This is a genomic window from Nocardioides luteus (assembly GCF_000960475.2).
Lineage (GTDB): Bacteria > Actinomycetota > Actinomycetes > Propionibacteriales > Nocardioidaceae > Nocardioides > Nocardioides luteus_A.
Window position 1 is genome coordinate 68,672 of sequence record NZ_JZDQ02000009.1, and the last position, 25,315, is coordinate 93,986.

Annotated in this window: 26 protein-coding genes; 11 read left to right on the forward strand and 15 right to left on the reverse strand. The window is 70.4% G+C overall.

Translation table 11 applies throughout. The features are described 5' to 3' along the window. Positions 1–2: 2 nt before the first annotated feature. From UG56_RS27475 to ssd, 5 genes are all read right to left on the reverse strand, one after another. Entirely contained in the window at positions 3–179 is a 177-nt protein-coding gene (locus UG56_RS27475) for a DUF4244 domain-containing protein (RefSeq protein WP_084100706.1), read from the reverse strand. A 284-nt stretch (positions 180–463) separates the two neighbouring features. Then, the gene (locus UG56_RS07990) at positions 464–1,180 is read right to left on the reverse strand and encodes a type II secretion system F family protein (RefSeq protein WP_071326955.1); all 717 of its coding nucleotides are present in this window, start codon (positions 1,178–1,180) and stop codon (positions 464–466) included. Continuing rightward, on the reverse strand, positions 1,177–1,950 hold the full coding sequence (locus tag UG56_RS07995; protein ID WP_084100712.1) for a type II secretion system F family protein: 774 nt from the start codon (positions 1,948–1,950) through the stop codon (positions 1,177–1,179). The genes UG56_RS07990 and UG56_RS07995 overlap by 4 nt, the downstream gene beginning before the upstream one ends. After that, positions 1,947–3,113 carry a TadA family conjugal transfer-associated ATPase gene (locus tag UG56_RS08000; protein WP_045552156.1) on the reverse strand — a complete coding sequence of 389 codons (1,167 nt, stop codon included), beginning with the start codon at positions 3,111–3,113 and terminating at the stop codon, positions 1,947–1,949. The genes UG56_RS07995 and UG56_RS08000 overlap by 4 nt, the downstream gene beginning before the upstream one ends. Next, on the reverse strand, positions 3,110–4,165 hold the full coding sequence (ssd, locus tag UG56_RS08005; RefSeq protein ID WP_071326956.1) for a septum site-determining protein Ssd: 1,056 nt from the start codon (positions 4,163–4,165) through the stop codon (positions 3,110–3,112). The genes UG56_RS08000 and ssd overlap by 4 nt, the downstream gene beginning before the upstream one ends. Positions 4,166–4,289: 124 nt before the next feature. Here ssd and UG56_RS08010 point away from each other — a divergent pair, with 124 nt between their 5' ends. Continuing rightward, entirely contained in the window at positions 4,290–5,084 is a 795-nt protein-coding gene (locus UG56_RS08010) for an HAD family hydrolase (RefSeq protein ID WP_045549194.1), read from the forward strand. Between the two features lie 272 nt (positions 5,085–5,356). On the opposite strand, the gene UG56_RS08015 is transcribed toward UG56_RS08010, so the two are convergent. Further along, positions 5,357–6,088 (reverse strand): hypothetical protein, encoded by a 732-nt coding sequence (locus UG56_RS08015; RefSeq protein WP_045549195.1) that lies wholly within the window; start codon positions 6,086–6,088, stop codon positions 5,357–5,359. A 35-nt stretch (positions 6,089–6,123) separates the two neighbouring features. On the opposite strand from UG56_RS08015, the gene UG56_RS08020 reads away from it, so the two are divergent. Next, the gene (locus UG56_RS08020; RefSeq protein ID WP_045549196.1) at positions 6,124–7,029 is read left to right on the forward strand and encodes a class I SAM-dependent methyltransferase; all 906 of its coding nucleotides are present in this window, start codon (positions 6,124–6,126) and stop codon (positions 7,027–7,029) included. Here the strand turns inward: UG56_RS08020 and UG56_RS08025 are convergent. Continuing rightward, positions 7,013–7,852 carry a hypothetical protein gene (locus UG56_RS08025; RefSeq protein ID WP_045549197.1) on the reverse strand — a complete coding sequence of 280 codons (840 nt, stop codon included), beginning with the start codon at positions 7,850–7,852 and terminating at the stop codon, positions 7,013–7,015. The two genes, UG56_RS08020 and UG56_RS08025, sit on opposite strands and share 17 nt — an antisense overlap. A gap of 348 nt (positions 7,853–8,200) precedes the next feature. Between UG56_RS08025 and UG56_RS08030 the strand changes: the two genes are divergently transcribed. Continuing rightward, positions 8,201–9,400, forward strand: coding sequence for a glycosyltransferase (locus UG56_RS08030; RefSeq protein ID WP_045549198.1), 1,200 nt, complete (start codon positions 8,201–8,203; stop codon positions 9,398–9,400). 51 nt (positions 9,401–9,451) lie between these two features. Here the strand turns inward: UG56_RS08030 and UG56_RS08035 are convergent, their stop codons facing one another. The 3 genes from UG56_RS08035 to UG56_RS08045 form a co-directional block, all read right to left on the reverse strand. Continuing rightward, positions 9,452–10,312: a S1 family peptidase gene (locus tag UG56_RS08035; protein ID WP_045549199.1), complete on the reverse strand. Its 861-nt coding sequence runs from the start codon at positions 10,310–10,312 to the stop codon at positions 9,452–9,454. A gap of 218 nt (positions 10,313–10,530) precedes the next feature. Continuing rightward, complete coding sequence (locus UG56_RS08040; RefSeq protein WP_256206503.1) at positions 10,531–11,328, reverse strand: S1 family peptidase; 798 nt, start codon at positions 11,326–11,328, stop codon at positions 10,531–10,533. A gap of 241 nt (positions 11,329–11,569) precedes the next feature. Beyond that, entirely contained in the window at positions 11,570–12,442 is an 873-nt protein-coding gene (locus UG56_RS08045; protein ID WP_045549200.1) for a S1 family peptidase, read from the reverse strand. 384 nt (positions 12,443–12,826) lie between these two features. On the opposite strand from UG56_RS08045, the gene UG56_RS08050 reads away from it, so the two are divergent. Further along, entirely contained in the window at positions 12,827–13,732 is a 906-nt protein-coding gene (locus tag UG56_RS08050) for a hypothetical protein (RefSeq protein ID WP_045549201.1), read from the forward strand. Between the two features lie 11 nt (positions 13,733–13,743). Here UG56_RS08050 and UG56_RS08055 read toward each other — a convergent pair whose 3' ends face one another. Together UG56_RS08055 and UG56_RS08060 are read right to left on the reverse strand one after the other, a co-directional pair. Continuing rightward, positions 13,744–14,535, reverse strand: coding sequence for a hypothetical protein (locus UG56_RS08055; RefSeq protein WP_045549202.1), 792 nt, complete (start codon positions 14,533–14,535; stop codon positions 13,744–13,746). A 53-nt stretch (positions 14,536–14,588) separates the two neighbouring features. After that, positions 14,589–15,362 carry an IclR family transcriptional regulator gene (locus tag UG56_RS08060; protein WP_045549203.1) on the reverse strand — a complete coding sequence of 258 codons (774 nt, stop codon included), beginning with the start codon at positions 15,360–15,362 and terminating at the stop codon, positions 14,589–14,591. A gap of 154 nt (positions 15,363–15,516) precedes the next feature. Here UG56_RS08060 and UG56_RS08065 point away from each other — a divergent pair, with 154 nt between their 5' ends. Further along, positions 15,517–16,176: a maleylpyruvate isomerase family mycothiol-dependent enzyme gene (locus UG56_RS08065; RefSeq protein ID WP_045549204.1), complete on the forward strand. Its 660-nt coding sequence runs from the start codon at positions 15,517–15,519 to the stop codon at positions 16,174–16,176. Positions 16,177–16,188: 12 nt separating this feature from the next. On the opposite strand, the gene sigJ is transcribed toward UG56_RS08065, so the two are convergent. Beyond that, on the reverse strand, positions 16,189–17,070 hold the full coding sequence (gene sigJ / locus UG56_RS08070) for an RNA polymerase sigma factor SigJ (RefSeq protein ID WP_084100718.1): 882 nt from the start codon (positions 17,068–17,070) through the stop codon (positions 16,189–16,191). Positions 17,071–17,209: 139 nt separating this feature from the next. Here sigJ and UG56_RS08075 point away from each other — a divergent pair, with 139 nt between their 5' ends. The 4 genes from UG56_RS08075 (at position 17,210) to UG56_RS08090 (ending at position 20,657) form a co-directional block, all read left to right on the forward strand. Continuing rightward, positions 17,210–17,662 carry a carboxymuconolactone decarboxylase family protein gene (locus tag UG56_RS08075; RefSeq protein ID WP_045549206.1) on the forward strand — a complete coding sequence of 151 codons (453 nt, stop codon included), beginning with the start codon at positions 17,210–17,212 and terminating at the stop codon, positions 17,660–17,662. A gap of 125 nt (positions 17,663–17,787) precedes the next feature. Next, positions 17,788–18,567, forward strand: a complete 780-nt coding sequence (locus UG56_RS08080; protein WP_143054958.1) for a hypothetical protein — start codon at positions 17,788–17,790, stop codon at positions 18,565–18,567. Between the two features lie 16 nt (positions 18,568–18,583). Then, positions 18,584–19,669 (forward strand): EstA family serine hydrolase, encoded by a 1,086-nt coding sequence (locus UG56_RS08085; RefSeq protein ID WP_045549216.1) that lies wholly within the window; start codon positions 18,584–18,586, stop codon positions 19,667–19,669. 85 nt (positions 19,670–19,754) lie between these two features. Then, complete coding sequence (locus UG56_RS08090; RefSeq protein ID WP_045549208.1) at positions 19,755–20,657, forward strand: endonuclease/exonuclease/phosphatase family protein; 903 nt, start codon at positions 19,755–19,757, stop codon at positions 20,655–20,657. 4 nt (positions 20,658–20,661) lie between these two features. Here the strand turns inward: UG56_RS08090 and UG56_RS08095 are convergent, their stop codons facing one another. After that, on the reverse strand, positions 20,662–21,885 hold the full coding sequence (locus UG56_RS08095; RefSeq protein WP_052693611.1) for an alanine racemase: 1,224 nt from the start codon (positions 21,883–21,885) through the stop codon (positions 20,662–20,664). Positions 21,886–21,982: 97 nt separating this feature from the next. Between UG56_RS08095 and UG56_RS08100 the strand changes: the two genes are divergently transcribed. Beyond that, positions 21,983–22,588, forward strand: coding sequence for a TetR/AcrR family transcriptional regulator (locus UG56_RS08100; RefSeq protein ID WP_045549209.1), 606 nt, complete (start codon positions 21,983–21,985; stop codon positions 22,586–22,588). A gap of 9 nt (positions 22,589–22,597) precedes the next feature. Here UG56_RS08100 and UG56_RS08105 read toward each other — a convergent pair whose 3' ends face one another. Further along, positions 22,598–23,806, reverse strand: a complete 1,209-nt coding sequence (locus UG56_RS08105; RefSeq protein ID WP_045549210.1) for an amino acid deaminase/aldolase — start codon at positions 23,804–23,806, stop codon at positions 22,598–22,600. A 199-nt stretch (positions 23,807–24,005) separates the two neighbouring features. Here UG56_RS08105 and UG56_RS08110 point away from each other — a divergent pair, with 199 nt between their 5' ends. After that, positions 24,006–25,313: a D-arabinono-1,4-lactone oxidase gene (locus tag UG56_RS08110; protein WP_045549211.1), complete on the forward strand. Its 1,308-nt coding sequence runs from the start codon at positions 24,006–24,008 to the stop codon at positions 25,311–25,313. The last annotated feature ends 2 nt before the right edge of the window (positions 25,314–25,315 follow it).

Below are 25,315 nucleotides of genomic sequence, written 5' to 3' on the forward strand. Positions count from 1 at the left end.
GCTCAGATCCCCAGCAGGCTGAGCACGTGCTGGAACAGCCGGTTGAGCAGATCGTTGCCGAAGCCACCGGTGAGCAGCTTGTAGAGCAGGCCGGCGAGCCCCGCACCGGCCGCCGTGCCCACGGCATATTCCGCCGTCGTGATCCCCTTCTCGTTCTTCTGAAGATGTGCCTTCGCCATGGTTGGTCCTCTCTGGTCGATGGCCGTCCGTACGGCCGTTCAAGGACGACCATGACCCGCTCCGGCGAGATTCGCGACCGCCATGTCGCCGGCTGTGGACAACTCGATCCCGAACCCGTCCTGTGGATGGCAAACGGCCCGTTGAGCAGGGAAAACAGCCCGCCGAGACGTCACGTACGTCGGCCGAGTCGGCAGTCGATTGCCAACTCGGCCGACCGGGCTGACGTCTCGACCGACCGGGCTGACGCCTCGGCCTCCGTAGACGCGGGTGCTTCGGCGGAGGGTCAGATGCCGAGGTTGGAGAGGAGGCCGCCGACGACCGGGACGACGCCCAGGAGCAGGAAGGCGGGGAGGAGGCAGATGCCGAGAGGTACGGCGGCTTTGACGCCCACCGCACGGGCCCGGTCCTCGACCTCGGCGCGGGCGTTCCTGGTCAGGTCGTCGGCGAGGCGCTCGACGGTGGTGGCAACCGGAGCACCGGTCGCCTGGGCTCGGGCCAGCGCCCGGCCCAACGGCGCCAGCGCGGGATCGTCCACCAAGGTGCGCCACGTCTTCTCCGGATCGGCTCCCAGACGGAGGCGGGAGGCCGCCGGCAGCAGCCGGGCGGCGGCCGGACCGGGCAGCGCGGCCGCAACCGCCACCAACGCCTCGGCCGGTGCTGCGCCGGAGGAGAGGGCGGCAGAAAGGAGACGGACCAGGGCAGGCAGCTCGGCCTTCGCGGCCTCTCGTTCACGCCGGGCCTCGACGGGCTCGACCCGGCCGATGACCAGCCAGCAGACGACGCCCGCCGGCGCAGCGAGCACGGCGCCGACGGTGCCCCCGACGAACACGTAGACCGCAACGGCGGCCAGGAGCGCCAGCAGCGGCCGCCAGCGCATCATCCAGCCGTCGGGGTCGCCGCGATCCACAACGGCCGTGACCGTGCCGGGAAGGAGCGCGGTCGGCGCTGGGAGCAATGCCGCCGCCAACCCGAGCGCGATCGCCGCGAGCCACATGCTCATCTCGCCTCGACCCCACGCGCGATGCCCTCGATCCACCACAGTCCCAGCCAGCCGAGCAGCAGGCCCAGACCGAGGCAGGCCAGGCCGACCGGCGAGCCGAGGAGGAACGCCAGCGGGTCACCGCCGACTCCGCTGCCCATCGCCAGGGCAGCCACCGGCAGACCCGCGATCAGCCGAGCGGTGGACCGGGCCGACCCGAGCTCGCCGTCGACGACCCGCTGGGTGGCGGCCGCCGCCCGCAGGTCGAGCGCCACCCGGTCGAGTGCGTCGGCGAGACCGCTGCCGGTCTGGTGCGCGATCTGCCAGGCCGCGGCCACCACGCGGAGCGAACCCGCCCCGGGAACCTCAGCGACCTGTCGCCAGGCCGCCGGGACATCGGAGCCCATCCGCTGCGCCTCCGCGACCGGCTCGATCACCGGCCACTCCGTGGCGAGCTGCGACAGCGCCGGCCCGGGCGGGTGCCCGGCGGCCAGCTCGGCGGCCATCTGCTCGCAGGCCTCGACCACCCGCTCAGCCGTACGTCCCGCCTCGATCCGTTCGCAGCGGCGCCGCCACAGGGCGACACCGCCGCAGCTTGCGATCCCGAGCAAGACAGCCGCGACGACCGCCTTGCCCGGGGAGACGATGGGGATCAGGGCGACCAGGAGGAACGACCACCGCGGCACCCTCCACACCGGCAGCCGTGACCCGAGAGCGGCGCGCGGGCGGACCATCAGCGCCGCCGCGGCACCCGCCAGGCAGGTGATCAGCCCGAGGCTCGGCCCGCTCACCGGTCGGCTCCCAGCAAGGACTCGAGCCGGCTCGAGGCGGGACCGGCGATCACCTCTCCGTCGGCGGCCACCGAGCAGGCGGTCTCCATCCGGACCAGCCCGTCGGCCCCGCGACACGGGACCGCGATCTCGGTCAGCACCCGGCGGCCCCCGCGTCGGCGCAGATGCACGACGACATCCACCCCGGAGGCGAACTGGCTGTGTGCCGCCTCTCTGCCGAGACCCGCCGCGAGCGCCAACGCCTCGACCCGGGCCGGGACATCGGCCGCCGAGTTGGCGTGTAGCGTGCCGCAGCCGCCCTCGTGGCCGGTGTTCAGCGCAGCGAGCAGGTCGACGACCTCGGCGCCTCGCACCTCGCCCACGACCAGCCGGTCGGGCCGCATCCTGAGCGCCTGGCGGACCAGCGTGTGCAGCTCGACGGCACCGGCAGCCTCGATGTTGGCCGGCCGTGCCTCGAGACCGACCACATGGGGATGGTCCGGGCGCAGCTCGGAGGCGTCCTCCACCAGCACCAGTCGCTCCTCGGGCGGCACCAGCGACAGCAGCGACGCCAGCAGGGTGGTCTTCCCGGTGCCGGTGCCTCCCGATACGAGGAACGCGGACCGCGCCAGCACCAACCGCCGCAACAGGTCGGCCACGGACGGGACGACCATCCCCGAAGACTCCAGCTCGGAGAGCGTGAAGGCCCGCGCAGAAGGCACTCGCAACGAGATCACCGTGCCCGGACGGGCCAGCGGCGCGAGCACGGCGTGGAACCGGCTGCCATCGGCCAGCCGGAGATCCACATAGGGCGAGGCGTCGTCGAGCCGTCGGCCAGCCCCCGCCGCCAGCCGCTGCGCCAGCCGCCGGACCGCATCGTCGTCGGGAAACGCGACCGGAGCGGGCTCCAGACCGGCGCCGCGGTCGATGAAGACCTGATCGGCCCCGTTGACCAGCACGTCGGTCACCCCGGGCAACCGCAGCAGCGGCTCCAGCGGCCCCGCCCCGACGACGTCGCGGCGCAGCATCTCGAAGACCGCCAGCACGGTCGCGTCACCGACGATCCGCCCCTCCGCACGGAGCGCCTCCTGGACCCGGTGCGGGGTGAGCTCTCCCGGCGTACGCGCCAGGTGGTCGCGGACGAGATCGACGACCTGGGGCGCGATGTCGACGGCGCCGATCATGCCGCCATCACCCCCGCGCGGATCCGGCAGCGGATCAGCACCTCGGCCGCCGCCCGCGCCAGCGGCGCCCTCTTCGAGCGGATCGGGCCGAGCCCCAGGTCGATGGCCTCGGAGAGCCCGCGCTGGTCGGACATCGACGCGATCACCGGGAGCCCGAGCGCACGCCCGACGGCCTCCGGCTCGGCCGCGCGACCGCGGACGACGACCCGCACCCGGTCCCGCTCAGGCAGGCGCGAGACCAACCGGGCGGCGGACGCCGTCCCGGTGACGCTCGCCCGAACCACGACCAGCACGATGTCGCAGCCGGTCAGCAGCGCCTCGGCGCCGGCGTCCGGCTCGCGCGGCAGGTCGACCACGACGAGGTCATGACCTCGACGTGCCGCGGCGAGCACCTCACGCACGACCTCCGGCCGCGGCGGCACCACGTCGCCACCGGGCCAGCCCAGCAGACCGAGCGAGCCGACGTGTGGCACCGCCTCACGCAGCGCACGCGCACCCAGCCGTCCCGCGGTCTGCCCGAGATCAGCCCAGGTCACGCCTGGGATCTCGTCGAGGCCGAGCACGCGCCCGGCACCAGGGCCGAGCCGGTCCGCGTCGATCAGCAGCGTGGGCCCACGATCGGCTCCCAAGCTGGCCAGGGCCGCCGCGTACGTCGTCGCCCCGGCACCACCCGATCCGGCCAGCACGCCGATGACCAGGCCGGCGCCACCCTCACCGTCACCGATGTCGGCGAGCAGTCCGGCGACGGCGGCCTCGGCCGACGGCAGCTCCAGCAATGTCTCCGCACCGATCTCCAGCGCAGCCCGCAGCAGCGGCTCGCCGGTCGAACCCCATCCCACGACATAGACCCCGTCCCGGCGAGGTGGGCGCATGGACGCCACCTCCGCCAGCAGATCGGCGCCGACGAGGATCAGGGGTGGTCGTTGCCATCGGCGGAGTGCACCGACGGCGTCGGGGCACTCCTCGACGGTGACGCCGGAGGCGGCGGCCAGACGGGCCGCCTCGGCAGCCAGCAACGAGTCCGAGGTGATGACGAGAGGTTCCGAGGTCATGGCAGCAGGATCCGCCGCGGCACCCACATTTCCACCCGCATATCCGGAGCCTGTGGATAACCTCGTCCCGAACCCGCCCTGTGGAGGGTGATCGGCCCACCCAAGGGCCGTCTACGATGTGCCCATGACACGCATCGCTGCGTTCTTCGATCTCGACAAGACGATCATCGCGAGGTCGAGCACGCTTGCGTTCTCCAAGCACTTCCAGGCCGGCGGCCTGATCACCCGCGCGGCCATGATCCGCTCGGCCTACACGCAGTTCGTCTACGTCGTCGGCGGTGCCGACCACGACCAGATGGAGAAGATGCGCAAGGCGCTCTCCGAGATGGTCACCGGCTGGGACGTGGCGACCGTCAAGGAGATCGTCGCCGACACCCTCCACAACGTGGTCGACCCCCTCGTCTACGAGGAGGCCGTGCAGCTCATCGATCAGCACCACGCCCAGGGCCACGACGTCATCATCGTCTCCGCCTCCGGCACCGAGCTGGTCGAGCCGATCGGGGCGATGCTCGGCGCCGACCACGTCGTCGCCACCCAGATGGAGATCGAGGACGGTCGCTACACGGGCGAGATCGCCCTCTACGCCTACCGCGAGGAGAAGGCCCGCGCGGTCCAGGAGCTGGCCGAGCGGTTCGGCTACGACCTGGAACAGTCCTACGCCTACTCCGACTCGATCACCGACACCCCCATGCTGGAGGAGGTCGGTCACGCGTTCGCGGTCAATCCCGACAAGGACCTCCGCAAGGTCGCCAAGGAGCGCGGCTGGGACATCCTGGTCTTCAACAAGCCGGTCGCCCTGCGCAGCAGGGTGCTCACGCCCTCCACCCCGACCCTGGCCGCGCTGGCCGTCGGCGGTGCCGTGGCGATCGCCGGCGGAGTCATCTGGGCGGGCACGAAACGCCGCCGCCTCGGCGCCTGACGCAGCCGCAACAGGGATTCTGCAGGAGCGACATGATCCTCCTCATCCTGCAGAAATTCCAGCCTTGAATCTGGCCGCTAATCAGCGTAGAAACAATGTCGTAACAGGACGTACACGAGGCCAGGCACCCACGCGGCGATCCACCCATCTGATGGGGTGCTGTAGCCGGGGAGACATCCCGACGCAGTGACCAGACCTTGCACGCTTGGTAACCAGAAAGCCTCGTGGACACGGTGGCATCCGGTGATCACAACCCACCGGGTGCCACCACTTTATTCGGCGGCGTTCAGGCGCAGCGGCGATGCCTCGGCCCCGGCGGCGTACGCCTCGGCCGCGTAGAGCAGCCACGAGTGCGCCCCGGCCTGGCCGCCCTCACGGAAGCCGCGCAGGTTCGACTCGTAGGCGGCGCGCAGCGCCAGATGGCCGGCCTCCGGCACGACCAGCGACTTCTCGTCCACGCCGCGTGCGACAAGGATGAGCCGCTCTGCGGCACGAGCGACCAAGCCGTTGTGCGACGCGAACGGCGCAGACGAAGCAAGATCCGCGTGCACGAACGCCGCCACGACCAGGGCCGGCGCGGACGTCGGCGTGAGCAGCAGATCGGAGAGACGCCGCAACCTCTCAGCGGCGGCCGACGAGCGCGGCCGCCCCAGCTCCTCCGCGTCCAACGACGCCCCGGCCGCCAACGCGTGGATCCGCGCGAACGCCTGCAACGGCGCCTGCTTCACCACCGGCACCAGCGAGAGCAGCTCGGTCGAGAGCCGCACCGCGTCCTGCGCGATCGCGTCGCCGCCGGAGGCACGGACCTCGCCCAGGGACGACGAGGACCCCTCCAGCACGGCCGACGCGTGCGCCCCGCGCAGCAGCGACTCGGCGGTCGTCTCCGGGGACGTACGCCGCAGTCCCCGGTCGCGCAGCATCACGTCGATACCGTCACGAGCTGCGGCGAAGCCCGAGGCCACACCTTCGAGCGACACCAACCGGGCCAGCGGATCATCCTTCACACGATGAAGCCTAAGCGGGGGTTACCCTGGCCACGATGACGGACCCAGCGAACCCCGACCCGGCACGCTCCTTCGGAGGCGTGGCGGACAGCTATGACCGCGGGCGCCCGTCCTACCCGGCAGATGCGGTGAAGTGGCTGGTCGGCGACGAACCGGTCAGCGTTCTCGAGCTCGGCGCCGGCACCGGCAAGCTCACCGAGGTCCTCGTGCAGCTCGGCCACGACGTCTTCGCGACCGACCCGGACGACGCGATGCTCGACATCCTCTCCGAGAAGCTCCCGGACGTACGCGCCACCAGCGGCACCGCCGAGCAGATCCCGACCGGCGACAGCCTCTACGACGTGGTCGTCGTCGGTCAGGCGTTCCACTGGTTCGACCACGCCAAGGCGCTGGCGGAGATCGGCCGCGTCCTCAAGACCGACGGACGACTCGCGGTGATCCAGAACGAGCGCGACGAGCGGATCCCCTGGGTGCGCAAGCTCGGCAGACTGATCGGCACGCAAGACACCGGGTTCGACCCGACCGAGATCCTCGACGACTCCGGGATGTTCTCGGCCGTCGAGGCGCAGACCTTCCGGCACTGGCAGGTCGTCGACCGCCACTCGATCCAGGACCTGGTCGTGTCGCGTTCCAACATCGCCGTCCTCGAGCCCGAGGCCCAGGACCACAAGCGCCGCGAGGTGCTGGCCTTCTACGACGACTACGGCCGTGGCATGGACGGCATGCAACTGCCCTACAACTGCCGTGCCTGGCGCGCGCAGGTGCTCCCGCACGCCGTGGTGGCGTCGACAGGCCCGACCACCGGTGGGCACGAGGTCGTGGAGGCCGGCGAGGAGCCGAGGGTTCCGCTGGCCAAGCGCACCGACACCGCCGTACGCCTCCCCCGGGTCGTCACCGACCCCGAGAACGGCGACGACGACCTGCTCATCGACTTCCGGTGAGCGGGTCGCGCGGCCGCGTGGTGGCGGCGTCGCGCTCCGGGTCCATCAGGTCGAAGCTCTGGATCACCCAGAAGATCGTGAAACATCCCAGCAGCGAGATCTCGGTCGCCAGGAGCCAGTAGTTCCAGCCGGTCAGGCCGAGCACGATGCCGGCCGCCAGCAGCACCACCATCGCGACGACCAGCGCCCAGTAGGTCTTGTCGAGCCGCGTACGCGCCTTGTCGGCCTCGCGCGCGATCTTCCGCACGCCCCAGTCGGTGTTGAGCACGACGGCGAGCGCGAACGGGGTGAAGGTGAAGATCGCGGCGAGCCCGTGCGCCTTGGTCGCGAAGGTGTCCTGGTCGATCAGCAGCCAGCCCACGCCGACGACCCAGGCCCCGGCGACCGAGACCAGACCGATCAGACCCCATCGCGAGGGCCACGCCCCGGAGACGGCGCGCTTGCGGAGGCCGAAGATCAGCACGACCACCCAGCCGATCGCCATCACCGCCAGGTAGCTCCACGCGTTGTTGACGATGGCCGCCTTGTCGATCTCCTCCCCGATCTCCGGGGTCGGCACGAATCCGACCATCGGCGCCGAGAGCCCGGCGAGATTGAGCGCGGTGTCCTCCGCGTCGGTGTAGCCCCGCAGCACCACCAGACACACGCCCAGCGCGCAGAGCACCGCGGTGAAGACCGGGCCCGCCGCGGTGTAGTAGTAGGACGAGATGGAGGTCTCCCACTCGCCGCTCGCGATCGTCTGGGCGCCCACCGAGATCGCCAGTCCGGCGAGCAGACAGCACAGCGCGAAACGGACATAGCGGTACGTCGTCACCTCGGTCATACTCCCCGAAGGTAGCGGGATCCGGCCGTCCGCGGGCCCCTATCCGACAACGCGTCCGAGACCCGCTCCAACCTTCACCGAGCAATCTGGGTGAACGCATAGCGTGACGCACGCCACATCAGATAACGTAAATCGACTCCGGATGTTCGCCGGTTTCGAGAAATCCTCCGCCTCTCCCTACGATGCGCGCGTGAAGATGACCATCAAGTGAAATCCTTCGCCCCGAGCCGACGATGTCTTGGGAAGCGCCCACGGACGCGTTAGCGTCCGGACGAAGCCGCAAATCTCTGCCGTAGCCCCACCACGATCACCGCTCGGGCGATGCCTCTGCGGAAAAGTGAGGTCGACATGTCTACCGTGGCATACCTCGAGGACGGTCCCTCCGTCCTCTCCCTGTACGAAGGATTCTTCGCCGGTGGCGCCCGGATCCTGCACACCGCAGTCGTCCGTGCACTCGACGCGACCACACCGCAGCGACACAGCGTGCTGAGCCTCAGCGACCGCGTGCAACGCGAGTTCACCGCCCAGCGGATCTCCTCCGACAACTCCTACCGGCGCCTGACCGCGGCCGGTGTGCCGGTGAGAGCCTTGCGGCGTACGCCCACGGGACCCATCACCGCCAGCCAGCTCAAGCGCGTGGAGCAGTCGGTGGCGAAGGCCGACGTGGTGCTCTCCCTCAAGGAGCAGCCCCTCACGGTGCTGGGCCGGGTCGGCACGTCGGGCACCCCGCTGATCACCTGCCTGCACCGCTCCGACCCGGAGCACCAGGGAGCCGGCGTACAGGAGCTCATGGACCTCGACCGGGCCGGGCTGCTGACCGCGGCGGTCTGCTGCGCGGAGTCGACCCAACGGGCCTATCACGAGGCGACCGGGATCCCGCTGGAGCGGCTCCCGGTCTTCCCCAACGGGGTCGACCTCCACAAGTTCAGCACCGACGCCGAGCTGCGGACGAGCAAGCGCGCCGAGCTCGGCGTGAGCGGCGAGGAGCCGGTCGTGATGATCGCGGCCCGCTTCGACGAGATGAAGAACATCCCGCTCTTCGTCCGCGCCGCGCGCCGGTTCGTCCAGGAGCACCCCGACGCCCACCTGGTGATGTGCGGCGCCGGGATGACCGCGGACAACCCGGCCTTCGCGCAGCTCATCGCCGAGGAGCTGGGCGCCTGGCCGGCGCTGGAGACCAACCTGCACGCGCTCGGGATCCAGAGCCAGATGGCGCCGCTCTACAACGCCGCCGACCTGATCACGCTCACCTCGGCGTTCGGCGAGGCGGCCCCGCTGTGCCTGCTCGAGGGGATGGCCTGCGGCGCGGTCCCGGTGACCACGCCCGTCGGCGACGCCCCGGCGATGGTCGGCGACCCCCGCCTGGTGGCGAGCTTCGACCCCGCCGAGATGGCCGAGTCCTGGAAGGCCGCCTTCGCCCAGCGCGAGGAGCACTTCGAGCGCATCTTCCGCAACCGGCAGCGTCTTTCCGAGCAACGGCTCTTCGATGCGTACGCCCGGCTCATCAAGGAGTCGGCCGACTCGGCCCTGATCCCGGTCGCGGTCTGAGACGACCGCTGGTCGAGCCCCGGAGCGGGGCTCGACCAGCGGAAGGGTGGATCAGTAGACGGTCACGCCGTAAGCGTTGACGGCCTCACGAACGGGCTGGAAGAAGGTCGTCCCGCCCGTGGTGCAGTTGCCGGAACCGCCCGAGGTGATGCCGATGGCCTTGGTGCCGTCGTAGAGCGCCCCGCCGGAGTCGCCCGGCTCGGCGCACACGTTCGTCTGGATCAGGCCGCTGACCCGGCCGGAGCCCTGGTAGCGGACGGTGACGTTGAGCGCCTGGACGGTGCCGGTGTGGATGCCGGTGGTGGAGCCGTCCCGGGTCACCTTCTCCCCGACGTACGCATCGGCGACCGTGAAGCCACCGGGGTGCGACAGCGAGGCGTTGTCGTAGCGGACCAACGCGTAGTCGTTGCCCGGGAAGCTCGACGAGACCGTCGGGCCGATCAGGGTGGACTGCGCCGAGTTGGCGTACCAGGTCGGAACCACGTCACCGCAGTGACCGGCGGTGATGAAGTAGTAGCTGCTGCCGCTCTGCACGTTGAAGCCCAACGAGCAGCGGTAGCCCGAGCCGTAGATCGCGTCGCCGGCGGCGAGCAGCGTCGTGAACGTGCCTGCCGAACGCTTGATGGTGAGCGCGTCGGCGTTGGCACCGGCGGCCTTGGTGACCTTGGCGAGCTCGGCCTTCGAGACGGTGGAGTCAGCGGTGACGACCACCTTGCCGGTGGCTTCGTCGGTGTACCAGGCGATGCCGGACACGGCCGACTTGTCGACGGCGGAGTTGACCGCGGCCAGTGCCTTCGGGCTGAACTCCTTGCCAGCTGGCGCGGCGACAGCCGGCATGGTGGCAGCGGTGGCTGCCAGGCCAAGGCCGGCCAGGACTGCGGCCAGGCGGGTGCGGGACGTGGTGAAACTCATGTGTTCCTCCTACGAAACGACCAGGCACCCGCGTGGTTGCAGGCGCCAGGGCTGCCCGACCACCGCGATGTGCCCGAGCACGGCCCTCTCGGGAGTATGTCGGCGGGTCAGCGGGTCGGCCATGCGGAGAAAGAAAATTTCACCGTCGCGACGAAATCATTACCAAAGAGGGCGAAGTGGTCTGGACCACTTCGCCCTCTGTGGCGTCAGTCTTGGCGTCAGTAGATGTTCACGTCGTAGGCGTTCAGCGCCTCGCGGACGGGCTGGTAGAAGGTGGTGCCGCCCGAGGAGCAGTCGCCGGAGCCGCCCGAGGTGATCCCGAGCGCGGTCGAGCCCGCGTAGAGCGGACCACCGGAGTCGCCCGACTCGGCGCAGATGTCGGTCTGGATCATCCCGCGCACCGTGCCGGACCCGCGGTAGCGGACCGAGACGTCGAGCGCCTCGACCTCGCCGGAGTGCACGCCGGTGGACGAGCCGTCGCGGGTGACCCGCTGCCCGACCCGGGCGTCACCGACGCTGTAGCCACCCTGATGGCTCAACGAGCTGTTGGCGTAGCGCACCAGGGCGTAGTCGTTGCCCGGGAAGCTCGACTTCACGGTCGGTCCGATCCGGGTCGTCTGACCGGAGTTGGTGTACCACGTCTCCACCTCGTCGGCGCAGTGGCCGGCGGTGAGGAAGTAGTGGGTCCCGTTGCTGCGTACGTTGAAGCCGAGCGAGCAGCGGTAGCCGCCCCCGTGGATCGCGTCGCCGGGGCCGAGGAACGGCTTGAACTCGCCCTCGGCGCGCTTCAGCGTGATCGCGTCGGCATCGACACCGACGGCGTCGGTCAGCTTGCTCAGCGCGCCCTCGGGGACGGTGGAGTCGGCGGTCACGACGACCTTGCCGGTAGCCTCGTCGGTGTACCACGCGATGCCCGACAGCGCGGACCTGTTCACCGCGGCATCGACGGCGGAGTAGACGGCCGCGAGCGCCCTGGCGTTGCGCTTCTGCTCCGGAGGAGCGGCGACCGCCGGCATGGCCGCGGCGGTAGCCGCGAGTCCTAGACCGACCGCTGCAGCAAGCAGACGGTTACGTGACCTGGTGAACCTCATACGTTCCTCCACCGCGATGTGCCCGAACACGACCACAGTGAGTATGTCGTTGTAGATGCCTCAACGGCCAGTCGTTGGCAAAAAACTTTCATAGTTCGACGAAATTTCGTACGCCGCGGGGCAAAGTGGCCCAAACCACCTCACCCCGCGGCGTACCCGTGCTTGATCAGTAGATCGTGGCGCCGTACACGCTGAGCGCCTCGGTCACCGGCTGGAAGAAGGTCGTACCGCCGGTGGTGCAGTTGCCCGAACCGCCGGAGGTCAGACCGAGCGCGGTCGAACCGGAGTAGAGCGCACCGCCGGAGTCACCGGGCTCGGCGCACACGTTGGTCTGGATCAGACCGCTGACGGTGCCCTCGGCGTAACGGACGCTCGCGTTGACCGCCGTCACGGTGCCGGTGTGGACACCGGTGGTGGAGCCGTCACGGGTGACGCTCTGGCCGACCCGGGCGGTGCCCGCGGTGAAGCCACCGGTCTTGGAGATGGTCGAGTTGTAGCGGACGATGCCGTAGTCGTTGCCCGGGAAGCTCGAGCCAGCGGTCGAGCCGAGCAGCGTGGTCTGGGACGAGTTGGCGTACCAGGTCGAGACGTCGTTGGTGCAGTGGCCCGCGGTCAGGAAGTAGTCGGCGCCGCCGACCTTGACGTTGAAGCCGAGCGAGCAGCGGTAGCCGCCCCCGTAGATGGCGTCACCCGCGCCGATGAGCGGGGTGAACTCGCCCTTGGTGTGCTTGACGGTCACGGCCTGGTCGCCCTGATTCGTCTTCTCGGCCGCTGCCTTCTTCACCTCGGCGATCGCCGAGGCGGAGACGGTCTCGTCGACCGTGATGACCACCTTGTTGGTGGCCGGGTCGGTGTACCACGACGAGCCGACCGGGGCGGACTCGGCGACGGCCGACTTGACCGACGCGACCTCAGCCTTGCTGAACTCGGCGTCCGCGGCGGCTGCCGGGACGGCGACGGCGGCGGAGGCCGCGAGACCCACACCCGCGACGAGCGCGGCGAGCGTGCGGGGACGGAAGGTGGTGCGTTCGAACCTCATACGTCTCCTCCTGGGGGAAAGCCCGCTTGATGCGGGCTCCGCACCCGGATCCACGGGTTTCGCGGCATTACCGGGAACGGGTAACTGAGTTTCGTGTTCTTTCCGCCACCCCGCATCACATTCGATTCCCCAAGAATCTGCATTGCAAAGACTCGTTCTTCGGATTCCTGCACTGCAGCAACACGCGATGACCGCAGGGTTTCCGGCACTCAGCCCTTCGAAGAGGATTGGGTAAGCATGGCCAAGTTGTAGGTGCCCGGGTCGCGAGCCGCGTACGGTGGGTATCCCTGTTCATCTCGCTGCTCGAGCGGGGGATTCGGACGGAAATCGTCCGTCTTCCACACCTTCGGCGTGGCGACCGTTGATAGATGGTAGACAAACCCCATGCCGTATCCGCCGCCCCCAGGCTCCCCCGGTTCGGGCGCGCCTGACGAGGAGCCGCAGAAGCAGCCTGCGCCGTTCGACTACAACGAGCGCCTGATCGGGCTCTCCGAGGAGATCGGCGGCAACCGGCCTGCTTTCAACGCCCGCAAGGAGCGAGCCGGGCACGGCGGTCCGTTGCGCCAGGTCCTGACCATCGCCGCGTCCCTCGCGCTCGTGGTCGTCTGCGGGGTGGTCGTCTACGCCCTCTTCACCCGCGAGAACAATGCGGCCACGACCACCGGCGCGCCGACCGCGAGCGAGACCCCGTCGACGGGCAGGGGACCGACCGAGTCGGCGAAGCCGGGCGGCGGAACCGCCGACGTCGGCGGCGAGGCCAGCGGAGGGCCCGGCTGGCCCGGGACGAGCTCGCCGGCCGACCCGAGCGACGGCGCCACCTCGCGCTCGACGATCGGCCCCGAGCACCTCTCCAAGGCCGACGTCCCCCGCCCCTGGAAGTTCACCTACGGCGAGGTCACGCTGAAGGCCCGCTACCTCAGCGGCAAGGACTACTCCGGCTGCAAGGCGACGCTTCGGCGCGCGATCCGCGACATCGGCTGCGACTACGCCGTCCGGGTCTCCTACAAAGCCCAGCAGGGCAACCTGCGGATGACCCACTTCATCTACGACTTCAGCACCGTCGAGGCCGCCGAGAAGGCCGCCGCGACGATCGAGCCCAAGCACGTGATCCCGCCCGAGGAAGCCTCCCTGCCCGGCTACACGCAGGGCTGGTTCAAGGTGAAGGACTACGGCAAGTACGTCGTCTACACCATGGTCACGGCCAACGACGCCATCACCGTGGCCAAGGGCAAGGAGTACACCTCCTACGGCAACACCGACCTCGGCGCGGAGATCCTCTTCCGGATGTGAGGGCCCCGGGCTCAGGGCGTGGGCTGGTCCCCGGCCGATGACGTCGGGGCCGAGGGCGAAGGCTCGCTCGATGCGCTGCCGCTCTCGCTCGGCTGCGCCGAGGGCGAGGCGCTCGACCCGGTCGAGGACGACGGCTCGGCGCTGGGCTCCTCCGTCGAGGCCGGCTCCGACGGCTCGGCGTCCTCCGAGGGCTCCGTGCTCGCGCTCGGCGACTCGTCCGGGGTCGCGGTCGGGCCCGTCGAGGGACTCTCGCGCGGCCCGTCGTCGCCCTTGTCGGAGCCACCACCGGTCACACCGGAGATCGTCGTGCCGTCGTTCCCGTCGCCCACGATCGAGCTGACGCTGCGTCCGGCCAGCAGCTCGAAGGTCGTGATCACGGCGACCACCACCACGAACATCGCCAGCGACAGCAGCGCGATCCGCTTCCAGGGCAGAGTCCTGAGGCGCTCGCGCCAGGGCGGCACCGGCTCGGCCTCGCCGCTCTCCGCGGCCGCGGTCTCCGTGTCGGGCTCCGCCGTCGGCCCCGAGCCGCTGCGTACGCCGGCGAGCCCGGCCGACCGCCAGCGGGCCAGGGCCTGGGCACTGGTCACCTTCTGGTGCGTCTTGGCGAGCCACTGCGAGTAGAGGTTGGAGCCGATCGTGGCCGCGACGCTGCCGATCGCCGCCCCGACGAGGGTGCCGACGGCACCGAGGGTGGAGAGCAGCAGCGCGGAGGTGACGGCTGCGAGGGCGCCTGCCGTGGTCGCGATCCAGTCGATCGGCTTCGTTGCGGGGGTGTCGCGGGAGGGCGGATTGTCGCTCATCGACCTCCAGATTAACTCGCGAAACTACGCTACCGGAGCCAACTTGACGCAGATCACCCTTGACTCAGGTCACGTTCCAGAGCCGCCGCACCGGACATCAGGGTCGCCACGACGCTCGGCAGCGACTCCTTGTCGTAACGGACGCTGGGCATGGAGATCGACATCCCGGCCACGACGTCGCCCCCGGCGCCACGGACAGGGACGCCGACGGCGATCACGCCGCGCTCGGAACGGCCGTCGTTGAAGGCGAAGCCGTTGCGGCGTACGCGCTCGAGCTCGGTACGCAGCGCGTCCATGTCTGGACGATCGGCCAGATGGTCGGCGTACCTCTCCCGGGAGTAGATCGAGGCGAGCTCGTCCTCGGAGATCTGGGCCAGGAGCAGGAGGCCGGCGGTGGTGCGGTGGGCCGGGAAGACCATGCCCTCGCGGGAGCCGACCTTGAGCGACTGCGGCGACTCGACCGAGGCGATGAACCGGCAGGTGTCACCGGCGCGTACGGCGACGTTGGCGGACTCGCCGAGCAGGTCGACCAGGCGCTGCAGGTGGGGCAGCGCCACCTGGCGGAGCCGCGAGGCGGTCGAGCGCGAGTGGGCGGCCAGCTCCAGCACCGGTCCGGCCCGGTAGACCTTGTCCTCGTCCTGGACCGCGAAGTCGCGGTAGACCAGCATCGCGAGCAGCCGGTGGGCGGTGGAGCGGGCAACGTCGAGCCGAGCCGCTGCCTCCGAGACGGTCAAACGGCCTTCGAGCTGAAGGATCGCCGCCAGCTTGAGCGCGTGGTCGACGCTGGTGATCGCGTACGGGGGCCGTGTCTTCAGCGGCTTGTCCATCCCACCTCTTCCTGATCACATCAAACCTGGCATCTCTCGTCTGATTTCGCAGGAGATTGACCGACCTACATGTTCTTGAGAACAGAATGACGTCTTCTGTCACGCCTGAAACCCCGCTCGCTGTGAACCCGACCATCATGAAAGGCTGATCGTCATGTCCCTCCTCATCGGCACCACCCCCACGCGTACGTTCGACGACTCGCGTCGCTGGGTCACCGAAGGCACGGCCCTGCTGACCGGCGCCATCGACGGCCTCGCCCCCGCCGACTACGACGGCGACTCACAGCTGCCCGGCTGGACGCGCAAGCACCTGCTCGGCCACGTCGCCGCCAACGCCGACGCCCTCGGCAACCTGATCTCCTGGGCGGAGACGGGTGTGGAGAAGCGGATGTACGCCTCCACCGAGCAGCGCAACGCCGACATCGAGGCGGCCGCGACGCGTCCGGCCGAGGAGCTCCGGGCGTGGTATCTCCGCAGCGCGGGCGAGCTCGACGCGGCCATGGACCGGCTGACCGCCGAGCAGTGGGAGCACGAGATCATCACCGCGCAGCTGGTCACCCGCCAGGCCAGCGACGTCCCGTGGATGCGTGCCCGCGAGGTCTTCATCCACGCCGTCGACCTCGGCGTCGGGATCACCTTCGCGGACCTGCCCGACGACTTCCTGCTCGTCCTCGCCGACGAGATCCGTACGAAGCGGGGGCTCTCCGACGACGACCTGAGCGGTGTCTCCGGCACGCTGCCCGAGGTCGCCGCCTGGCTCGCCGGGCGGCCGCACGGCCTCGTCGGGGCGCCGGAGCTCGGGCCCTGGTTGTGACCCTTCCCGAGATCAGCTCCAGCGGGCCAGCTTGTCCGGGTTGAGGACGATCCAGACGTCGGTGACCCGGCCGCCGGCGACCCGGAGGTTGGCGACACCACGGTGAGCGCCGTCCTCGACGAAGGTGAACCCGAGTCCGTCGGCGGTGGCCTCGGTGCGGATGGCCCACGTCGGTCGCTTGGTGAGCACGCCCAGCAGGAACCGCGCCACCTTCTCCGCTCCCTCGATCGGGTTGAGGGCCGCGCTGACCCGGCCGCCGCCGTCGGAGCGGAGCGTGACCGACGGGTCCAGCAGGGTCACCAGGCGGCCGAGGTCGCCACCGGCGGTGGCCGCGACGAAGGCGCGGACCACGTCGTCGTGCTCCGGCTGCGGGGCGACGTCGACGCGCTGCTCGGCGACCCGGCGTCGTGCCGAGGTGGCGAGCTGGCGCACCGCGGCCGGCGAGCGACCGACCACCTCGGCGATGTCGCCGAACGGGACGGCGAAGATGTCATGGAGCACGAACGCGACCCGCTCGGCCGGGGTCATCGCGTCGAGCACGACCAGCAGCGCGGTGCTCACCGTGTCGTCCAGGGTCGCCCGGTCGGCCGGATCCTCGGGTCCGGCGAGGAGACCCGGCCGGACCGGCTCGGGCAGCCAGGGCCCGACGTACCTCTCCCGGCGGGATCTTGCCGACTTGAGCACGTCGAGGCAGACCCGGCTGGCGACGCGGCTCAGCCAGCCCGACGGGTTGTCGATCGCGGCCCGTTCGTCGTCGGAGAGGCGATACCAGCGCAGATAGGTCTCCTGGACCGCGTCCTCCGCCTCCTCGAGCGTGCCGAGCAGTCGGTAGGCGAGCGCGATCAGGCGACGGCGCTCGATCATCACCTCGCCCAGGTCGTCCATGTCAGGCATCGTGGCATCTCCTCCGGGGTTCACCTGATGTGACGAGCCGGACAGCGCGAATGTGAGGTGGCGACCTCACATTCGTCTCCGACGTCTCGTCAAGCAGTGTGAATGCCCGCGCTGTGGCGGGCCGACCCGAAGGACCACGATGCTCGCCAACGTCAACGTGACCAAGCTGTTCCCCGCTGCGTACAAGGCTCAGATGGCGGTCGAGGAGGCTGTCGAGGAGGCCATCACCGTCGCCGGCGTCGACCGGCTGACCGTCGACCTCGTCAAGCTCCGCGCCTCCCAGATCAACGGCTGCGCCTTCTGCCTGCGGATGCACACCCAGGACGCCCTCAAGAACGGCGAGACCGCCGACCGCCTTGCTCTCGTCGCCGCCTGGTGGGAGTCGCAGTACTTCACGCCCGAGGAGCAGGCCGCCCTCACCATCGCCGAGCAGATCACCCGCATCGGCGACCTGCACACCGCCGCCGCCCCGAAGGTGGATGTCGAGAGCATCCTCGACGCCAAGCAGATCGCCGCCCTCACCTGGGTCGCGATCGCCATCAACAGCTGGAACCGCATCGCGATCTCCAGCCACTACCCGGTCGCCCCCTGACCGACGGGGTGACGAGGTAGTCCGGGACGTTCCGGCCCATTACCCGCGGGTAGAGGGACCGGAACGTCCCGGACTACGTTTGGATGGAACCACGCGGAAGCGCTTCTTCACTCGGCAAGGGACTGATGACGACACCGACACCACCGCCGCCACCGCCGCCGGACGGGTACGGCGCGATGCCGCCGGCGCCGAACCTCGGGCCCCAGGGCGGCTGGCCGCCGAACGAAAGTTCGTTCACCCCGGGAGGGCCGCCGCCGGAGAAGCCGCACAACCCGTGGCCCATCGTGATCGGGCTCGGGGCGATCGCCGGGGTGCTGGTGATCGGCGTGATCATCACGGCGGCGATCGTCATCCTCCGCGGCGACGAGGATCCCACCACCCGGCCTGGTCCGGTGACGGTGACCGCGACCCCGACCACGTCGCCGGACCCGTCGTCCGCGGCCCCTGACCCCGGCGGGCTGGCCGCGGAGCTCTTCGAGGGTGACTGGCGCTTCAGGCTCGGCGACGTGAGCATGAACGCGACGTACGTGGCTTCCCAGGACTACCCGGACTGCGGGCCGATCGCGTCGGCGGCGCTGGAGGGCAAGGGCTGCCGTTACGCCGCGATGGGGATCCACGATGCCGAGGGCGGGAAGCTCCGGATGCTCCGGGTCGTCTACGTCTTCGACAGCGAGGCGACGGCGACGGCGGCCGCGGAGTCGGTGAAGGAGACCGACATCGACCTGCCCACCGGCAGTCTCGTCCAGGACGACGTGATCGGGAAGTGGGTCGCCAAGGACTCCTCCAAGGCGGTCGTGGTCGGTTTCGTGACCGCGCAGAAGGGTGTGCCGGAGACGACCGTCGACGACTTCCTCCACTACGGCACCGCCGACATCGCGGGCGCCCTGATCTTCATGGACCTCTAGGCCGGGCGAGGTGGCGATGACCCTCCAAGCCCGGGTCCAGTACGTCCTGGACGAGCTCGTCGCCGCCGGCGCGGAGACCGGCCTGCAGGTCGCCGTCGACCACCGGGGGCACCGGGTCGTAGACGCCGTCGCCGGGGTCGCGGACAGCGGGACCGGGCGGCCGGTCAACCCCGGGACGCTGTTCTTCAGCTTCTCCACCGGCAAGGGGATGGCCGCGCTGATCGCCCATCTCCTGGTCGGCAAGGGCCTGATCGGCTACGACACCCCGGTCGCAGAGGTGTGGCCGGAGTTCGCGGCGCACGGCAAGGATGCCGCGACGCTACGTCACGTCCTGACCCACACGGTCGGCGTGCCCGCGTTGCCCGGCGGACTCGGCCCCCACGATCTGACCGACTGGTCCCGAGTGTGCGCGGCGCTCGCCGCGGCGCAGCCCCTGTGGCGCCCCGGCACCCGGACCGGCTACCACTCCTTCACCTTCGGCTTTCTGGTTGGCGAGATCGCGCGCCGGGTCACCGGGATGCCGATGGGCCGGCTGCTGGACGACTGGGTCGCCGCTCCTCTCGGGATCACCGGTGAGCTGCACTTCGGCGTCCCTCCTGGCGAGCTTCCGCGGCTCGCTCAGCTCGAGGCCGCCGAGGCGCCACCACCCGATGCGCCGGGCCGGCGGCACGTCCTGGCGCCGTGGGAGCGAAAACCCAGCGCGTCGATGGGCAACGACCCGCAGCTCCTCGTCGCCGACATCCCCTCGGTGGGCACCTTCACTGCGCGCGGGATCACGACCGCGTACGCAGCGATGCTGGACGGTCGCCTGATCGCCCCGGAGCAGCTCGAGGAGCTGTCGGCGGTCGCCTTCGAGGGCACCGACCAGGTCTTCGGCAACCCGGCCCGGCTGGCGCTGGGCTACCCGTTGGGCCGTATCGGCGCCGCGTCCGGCGAGGCAGGGACCGCGCTCGGCTGGCCGGGCGGAGGCGGCAGTTACGCCTGTGCCGACCCCACCACGGAGATCTCGTTCGCGATCACCAGGAACCGCCTCACCCCCGACTTCGGCACCGCCCAGCGCCTCACCGACCTGGTGACCTCCGAGATCGGGCCGCCTGTCTGAGCCGTCACCGGAGTTCACCCGAGGTTTCTGAGTATTAGAAAGCGTTTGGTTCAGCGCACACGGCGGACTCATACCGTCAGTAGGCGTGCCCCCCAGACTGTTCGCCTCGGGTCCCGAACCGGCCGCACTGCTGCGCGCCGCGGTGCCCGCGATCGCACTCTGCGGCGTTCTCGGCGCTGCGCTGAGCTTCCTCGTCCCGACGACCGCGGCCGCCGGGCCGACCGTCAAGGTCGCCCAGGCGGCGCCGGTGCAGCCCGGCTTCCAGCGCTTCGCCTGGCTCAACGCGTGGGCGGACCACCACACCGCACCCGGAGGCGCTGCCGCGGGCCGGCTCGACGGCGTGCCGCGGATGCGGATCGTGGTCGGGCACCTGCGGCGTACGGCCGTCGACTTCGGCGTGCTCGCCGAGGTGGAGGCGCCGCAGCGGGAGGCCTTCGAGTCGTTCGGCCGGGAGTATGCGCTGGTCTCCACGCCGGACGCCACCGACGACGTGGTCTTCTACCGTCGCTCGGTGTTCCGGCTGGTCAGCAGGGATGCGGTGACGATGTACTACCGCCACGGAGCCCGTACGACCGCGCCGGTGGTGGTGCTGGAGGAGCGCTCCACGGGGCAGCGGGTGGGAGTCCTTCCCGTCCACTTCCCGGCGAGCATCCCGGCGGCTCCCCGGCAGAAGAGATGGCGCGACGTGAACGCCGGGATCGTCAAGGATGTGGTCGCGCGCGCCGAGGTGCCGATGGTCGTCGCCGGCGACTTCAACCAGCGCAACGACATCCTGTGCGCCCTGACCTCACCCGGGACGGGCCTGGTGAGCCCGCTCGCGACGCACGCGGAGTGCGCCACCGGGCGCCGGGCGCCGATCGACCAGGCCTTCCTCAGCCCGTCGCTGCGCCCCGACCGCTACCAGGTCTACTCCGGCCCCTCGGCCCGCCGGGCCACCGACCACGGCGCGTTCTACCAGCTCCGGGTGCGGCTCTCCGGGGTCGCCTGATCCCTCAGAAGTACGTCCGGACCAGCTCGGTCACGGTGTAGTCGAGGTCAACGACCGGGATCAGCCGCCACTTGTCGAAGGCCGTGCACGGGTGCGAGATCCCGAAGCTGACCAGGTCGCCCGGCCGCAGGCCCGCGTCGGTGCGCAGGAAGGCGTGCTGGTCGGCCAGCTTCTCGACGGTACCCGCGAACGGCTCCGCGCCGCCGAACCCGTTGCGCCGCACGGCGAGCGGGACGGGCAGGCCGTTGTCGTAGGGCGCGTCCCGCCTGCCCATGCCCACGATGACCAGCCCCTCCTCGGGGGCGGAGACCACCTGGGCCCAGACCTCGATCGCCGGGTCCAGGGTGCCCTCGATGCGGTTGTAGGGCGTCTCCTCGGCGTAGAGGCCGTGGTCGTGGGTGACGTACGTCCCGCTCCGCAGCACCTTGCGCGGCGCCATCCGGTCCGGCCACCCGGAGGCCCAGCGCTCGGCGAGCACGTCGAAGAAGGCGCTCCCACCTGCGGAGACGATGGCGTCGGCCGTGATCAGGCCCTGGGTGAACAGGGTCGAGGCGAGCTCCTTCAGACGATCGAAGTAGTCGCCGACGGCCTCCGCCGTCCCCAGCCCGCCCTCGTAGCCGGCCACCCCCGCCAGGAGTACGCCGGGAGTGGAGTCGACCACGCGCGCGAGCGCGACCGCCTCCTCGACGGAGCGGCAGCCGGTGCGCCCGCCGGGGAAGCCCAGGTCGATCAGCACCGCCAGCGGCCGGTCGGCGACACCCACCAGGGCCGAGGCCTCGGCGGCCGCCTCGACGCCCTCGACCGAGTCGACCCAGTGCAGGTGGAGGAACTCCGGATCGGCGGCACGCTCGGAGGCGACCCAGCTCAGCGCGCTGTGGTCGAGGATCTCGTTGGCGACCAGGACCCGGCGTACGCCGCCGTGGCGGGCGACCAGCGCCTGGTTGGGCGTGGCGACCGTGATCGCCCACGCCCCGGCGTCCAGCTGTCGTTGGTAGAGCGTGGGCGCCATCGTGGTCTTGCCGTGCGGCGCCAGCAGCAGGCCGTGCTCCTCGGCGAACTCGGCGAGGGTCGCGATGTTGTGCTCCAGCGCGCTCTTCTTGAGCACCATCACCGGCCAGGTGAACGAGCCGTCGAAGAGGTTGCGGCCCGAGGTTGCGTACGTGGTGAGATCGACGGCTTCTCCCGGCTCCATGAAGCCCTTGTCCGCCCAGGTCACATGATCGTCCATCGGGACCGAACCTACCGACGGCCCATCTGCCCGGCATCGGGTTTCGAGAAAACTTGGAAATCTCCGCGGCGTTCCCGGCGTCGCATATCGTGACGCCATGGCCAGCCGCCGGACAGCACAGCGGGAGATGACGCGCCGCCTCCTTCTGGACGCGGCGATGGAGCGGTTCGTCGCCAGCGGCTACGCGGCCACGACGATCGACGAGATCGCCTCCGCGGCGGGCACGACACGAGTGACCTTCTACGCCTACTTCCCTTCCAAGTCGGAGATCGTCAAGGCGCTGATCGCCGAGCGGCTCGAGGGGGAGCTCGCGCTCGCCTCCGAGGGATGCACGACGACCGTGGCACTCATCGACGCCGTGGCGGCCGGCACCCGCGAGCACCTCGGCGCCTGGATCCGTGACGTCGCAGCTCACTGGCCGAGGCTGCAGCCGATCATCAGGATCTGCCGCGCCGCCCAGGCGATCGACCCCGACCTGTGCGCGGGCATCGACATCTGGATCGACCAGGCGATCGACGACATCGGTGCCGGGCTCGCCAAGGCCGACCGGTTCGAGGCCGACGGCCGGCAGTTCCGCGGCGCGCTGGCGATGGGGCAGTTCGACTATGTGTTCCAGCACTGGACCGACGGCGTGTGGGGTGCCGACCAGGACCGCATGTGCGAGCTGCTCACCGAGAGCTGGTTCCAGCTCCTCGGTGAGTGATCGGGCAGGTCAGAGGAAGGTCTGACCCTCGCCGCGGTAGGTCGGCGCGACGGTGATGATCGAGTCGCCCTCGATCAGCTGGAGCACATCGAGCCGCTCGCAGACCTCGCCCGCCTTCGCGTGACGGAACCAGACCTTGTCCCCGATCGCGAGCTCGTCGGCGGCATGGCCACGCAGCGGCGTCTGGACCTCCCCGGCGCCTTCGGTGCCGACGTACGACAGGCCGAAGGGGTAGGTGGGGCTGGGGACGCGGTCGAGTCCCGGTGGTCCCGAGGCGATCCAGCCACCGCCGGCGACGGTGACGATGCCCGGGGCCGGACGGCGGACGACGCTCAGCCCGAAGTACGCCGCCGGGTGGGGCGTGAAGCCGTCGTAGCGGTCGAAGAGGGTCGGACCGTAGAGGCCGGAGCCGGCCGCGATCTCGGTCACCGAGAGGTCGGCGTGGGTGGACTCGATCGAGCCGGTGCCGCCACCGTTGACGAACTCGAGGTCGGTCAGCGAGCGTACGGCCGCGACGATCCTTCCGCGGCGCTCGGCGATCTCGGCGATGGAGGCCTTCTTCATCCGCCGGATCACGGGTGCGGGCGGGTTGCCGCTCAGCGGGCGGTCGACGGTGCCGGCGACCTGGCCCTCGTAGGCCATCAGCCCGACCAGCTGGAAGTCAGGATCCTCGGCGATGATCCGGGCCAGCGCGACGGCATCCTCGGGGGTGCGGACCGGGGAGCGGCGGGCGCCGAGCCAGATGCGGTGGGCGATGACCAGCGCGGCGTCCAGGTCGATGGCGACACGTACGGGAGCGGCCGGGGTGCCGATCGCGGCCTTGACCAGCGACAATCCCTCGGCGCTGTCGATCATCAGGGTGACCCGGGCGAGCTTCTCCTCGTCCTTCGACAGAGCGGCGAGCGCTACCCGGTCGACCGTCGGGTAGCCGACCACGATGTCGTAGTGCGACTCGGCCAGCCACAGCGCCTCGCCCAGGGTGAAGGCGAGGATCCCCTCGTATCCCTCGCGGGCGAGCACCCGGTCGATCAGCGCCCGGCAGCGTACGGACTTGCTGGCCACGCGGATCGGGGTGCCCGCGGCCCGGCGCACGAGATCGTCGGCGTTGGCGTCGAACGCCTCCAGGTCGACGGCTCCGACGGGTCCGTCGAGAGCCGCGGTCGCGCGGTCGAGCCGCTCGTGCTGCTGGGCCGAGAGATGGTGGGAAGTCGTGACCACGACCCAAGTGTCTATGCCCCGTGTGCCACTCGCGTCAACGGCAGATGACCAACTGTGCCGCCGCGCGGTCCGAAGGATCTGTTGACCGGACGGCTCCGAGCCGACACCCTTTCCGCGTGAGCGAGCGCCAGCGAGTGAACCAGACAACCAACACGCCACCGCGTCCGTATTCTCGCGCTTGCGCTACGGAGGTGGTGGCGTGAGTCAGTGGCAGAACTGGGCGGGCAACCAGCAGACGGGGTCGATCGAGATCGTGGCGCCGCGCGACGAGGCGGAGCTCGCCGCGGTCGTTGCGGCCGCCACCGAGGCCGGGCGGAGGGTCAAGCCGATCGGCGCGGGCCACTCGTTCACCGCGATCGGGTCGCCGGTCGACGTCCAGGTCAGCCTCGACCGGCTCTCCGGGATCGTCCGGGCCGACGCAACGACCGGGCTGGTGACGGTCCGCGGCGGCACCCGCCTCAAGGTCCTCAACCGCGCGCTGGAGGCGCTCGGCCTCTCGATGACGAACCTCGGTGACATCGAGGAGCAGTCGATCGCCGGCGCGATCTCGACCGGTACGCACGGAACCGGGGCGCGCTTCGGTGGCCTGGCGACGCAGGTACGCGGCCTGCGACTGCTCCTCGCCGACGGGTCCGTGGTCACGTGCTCCGCGTCGGAGAATCCGGAGATCTTCGAGCTGGCCCGCGTGGGCCTCGGTGCGCTCGGGATCATCGTCGAGGTCACCCTCCAGACCGAGCCACTCTTCGCGCTGAACGCTCGTGAGGGCAACGGGGAGCTCGCCGACATCATGGCCGCCTTCGAGGAGCACGCCTCGGGGACCGATCACTTCGAGTTCTACTGGTTCCCGCACACCACCCGCGTGCTGACCAAGCACAACACCCGGCTGCCGCTGCCGGAGACGCCGCTGGACCCCGTGGGCCGGCTCCGCGGCTGGTTCGACGACGAGCTCCTCTCCAACACGGCGTTCGGGGCGACCGTCGGGCTCGGTCTCCGCGTCCCCGGTCTGGTCAAGCCGCTGGCCCGCTTCGCCGCCTCCGCGCTCTCGCCGCGCGAGTTCACCGACATCTCCTACCGCGTCTTCACCTCGCAGCGGAAGGTGCGGTTCGTGGAGAGCGAGTACGCCGTCCCGCGCGCCGCCGGAATGTCCGTCTTGGCCTCACTGCAGCGTGCGGTCGAGGCATCCTCGTGGAACATCTCCTTCCCGGTCGAGGTCCGGGTCGCGGCCGCCGACGACATCCCGCTCTCCACCGGGTTCGAGCGCGAGAACGTCTACATCGCCATCCACACCGCACCGTCGTCGCCGTGGCGTTCGGAGTATTTCGCAGCCTTCGAGCGGATCGCCACCGAGGTCGGCGGCCGGCCGCACTGGGGCAAGCTGCACACGCTTTCCGCCGCTGACCTGGCCGAACGCTATCCGCGCCTCGGCGACTTCGTCGCGCTGCGCGACAAGCTCGATCCGTCGCGCACCTTCGGAAACCCCCACCTCGAGCAGGTCCTCGGCTCTTAACC

Coding starts and splice junctions, on each gene's coding strand:
- UG56_RS08055 (WP_045549202.1), bottom strand. CDS start 14,535: ATGAGCGACAATCCGCCCTCCCGCGACACCCCCGCAACGAAGCCGATC.
- UG56_RS08080 (WP_143054958.1), top strand. CDS start 17,788: ATGACGACACCGACACCACCGCCGCCACCGCCGCCGGACGGGTACGGC.
- UG56_RS07990 (WP_071326955.1), bottom strand. CDS start 1,180: ATGAGCATGTGGCTCGCGGCGATCGCGCTCGGGTTGGCGGCGGCATTG.
- UG56_RS27475 (WP_084100706.1), bottom strand. CDS start 179: ATGGCGAAGGCACATCTTCAGAAGAACGAGAAGGGGATCACGACGGCG.
- UG56_RS08075 (WP_045549206.1), top strand. CDS start 17,210: ATGCTCGCCAACGTCAACGTGACCAAGCTGTTCCCCGCTGCGTACAAG.
- UG56_RS08045 (WP_045549200.1), bottom strand. CDS start 12,442: ATGAGGTTCGAACGCACCACCTTCCGTCCCCGCACGCTCGCCGCGCTC.
- UG56_RS08030 (WP_045549198.1), top strand. CDS start 8,201: ATGTCTACCGTGGCATACCTCGAGGACGGTCCCTCCGTCCTCTCCCTG.
- UG56_RS08010 (WP_045549194.1), top strand. CDS start 4,290: ATGACACGCATCGCTGCGTTCTTCGATCTCGACAAGACGATCATCGCG.
- UG56_RS08000 (WP_045552156.1), bottom strand. CDS start 3,113: ATGATCGGCGCCGTCGACATCGCGCCCCAGGTCGTCGATCTCGTCCGC.
- sigJ (WP_084100718.1), bottom strand. CDS start 17,070: ATGCCTGACATGGACGACCTGGGCGAGGTGATGATCGAGCGCCGTCGC.
- ssd (WP_071326956.1), bottom strand. CDS start 4,165: ATGACCTCGGAACCTCTCGTCATCACCTCGGACTCGTTGCTGGCTGCC.
- UG56_RS08040 (WP_256206503.1), bottom strand. CDS start 11,328: ATGCCGGCGGTCGCCGCTCCTCCGGAGCAGAAGCGCAACGCCAGGGCG.
- UG56_RS08065 (WP_045549204.1), top strand. CDS start 15,517: ATGTCCCTCCTCATCGGCACCACCCCCACGCGTACGTTCGACGACTCG.
- UG56_RS08085 (WP_045549216.1), top strand. CDS start 18,584: ATGACCCTCCAAGCCCGGGTCCAGTACGTCCTGGACGAGCTCGTCGCC.
- UG56_RS08060 (WP_045549203.1), bottom strand. CDS start 15,362: ATGGACAAGCCGCTGAAGACACGGCCCCCGTACGCGATCACCAGCGTC.
- UG56_RS08050 (WP_045549201.1), top strand. CDS start 12,827: ATGCCGTATCCGCCGCCCCCAGGCTCCCCCGGTTCGGGCGCGCCTGAC.
- UG56_RS08035 (WP_045549199.1), bottom strand. CDS start 10,312: ATGAGTTTCACCACGTCCCGCACCCGCCTGGCCGCAGTCCTGGCCGGC.
- UG56_RS08025 (WP_045549197.1), bottom strand. CDS start 7,852: ATGACCGAGGTGACGACGTACCGCTATGTCCGTTTCGCGCTGTGCTGT.
- UG56_RS08020 (WP_045549196.1), top strand. CDS start 6,124: ATGACGGACCCAGCGAACCCCGACCCGGCACGCTCCTTCGGAGGCGTG.
- UG56_RS08100 (WP_045549209.1), top strand. CDS start 21,983: ATGGCCAGCCGCCGGACAGCACAGCGGGAGATGACGCGCCGCCTCCTT.
- UG56_RS08095 (WP_052693611.1), bottom strand. CDS start 21,885: ATGGACGATCATGTGACCTGGGCGGACAAGGGCTTCATGGAGCCGGGA.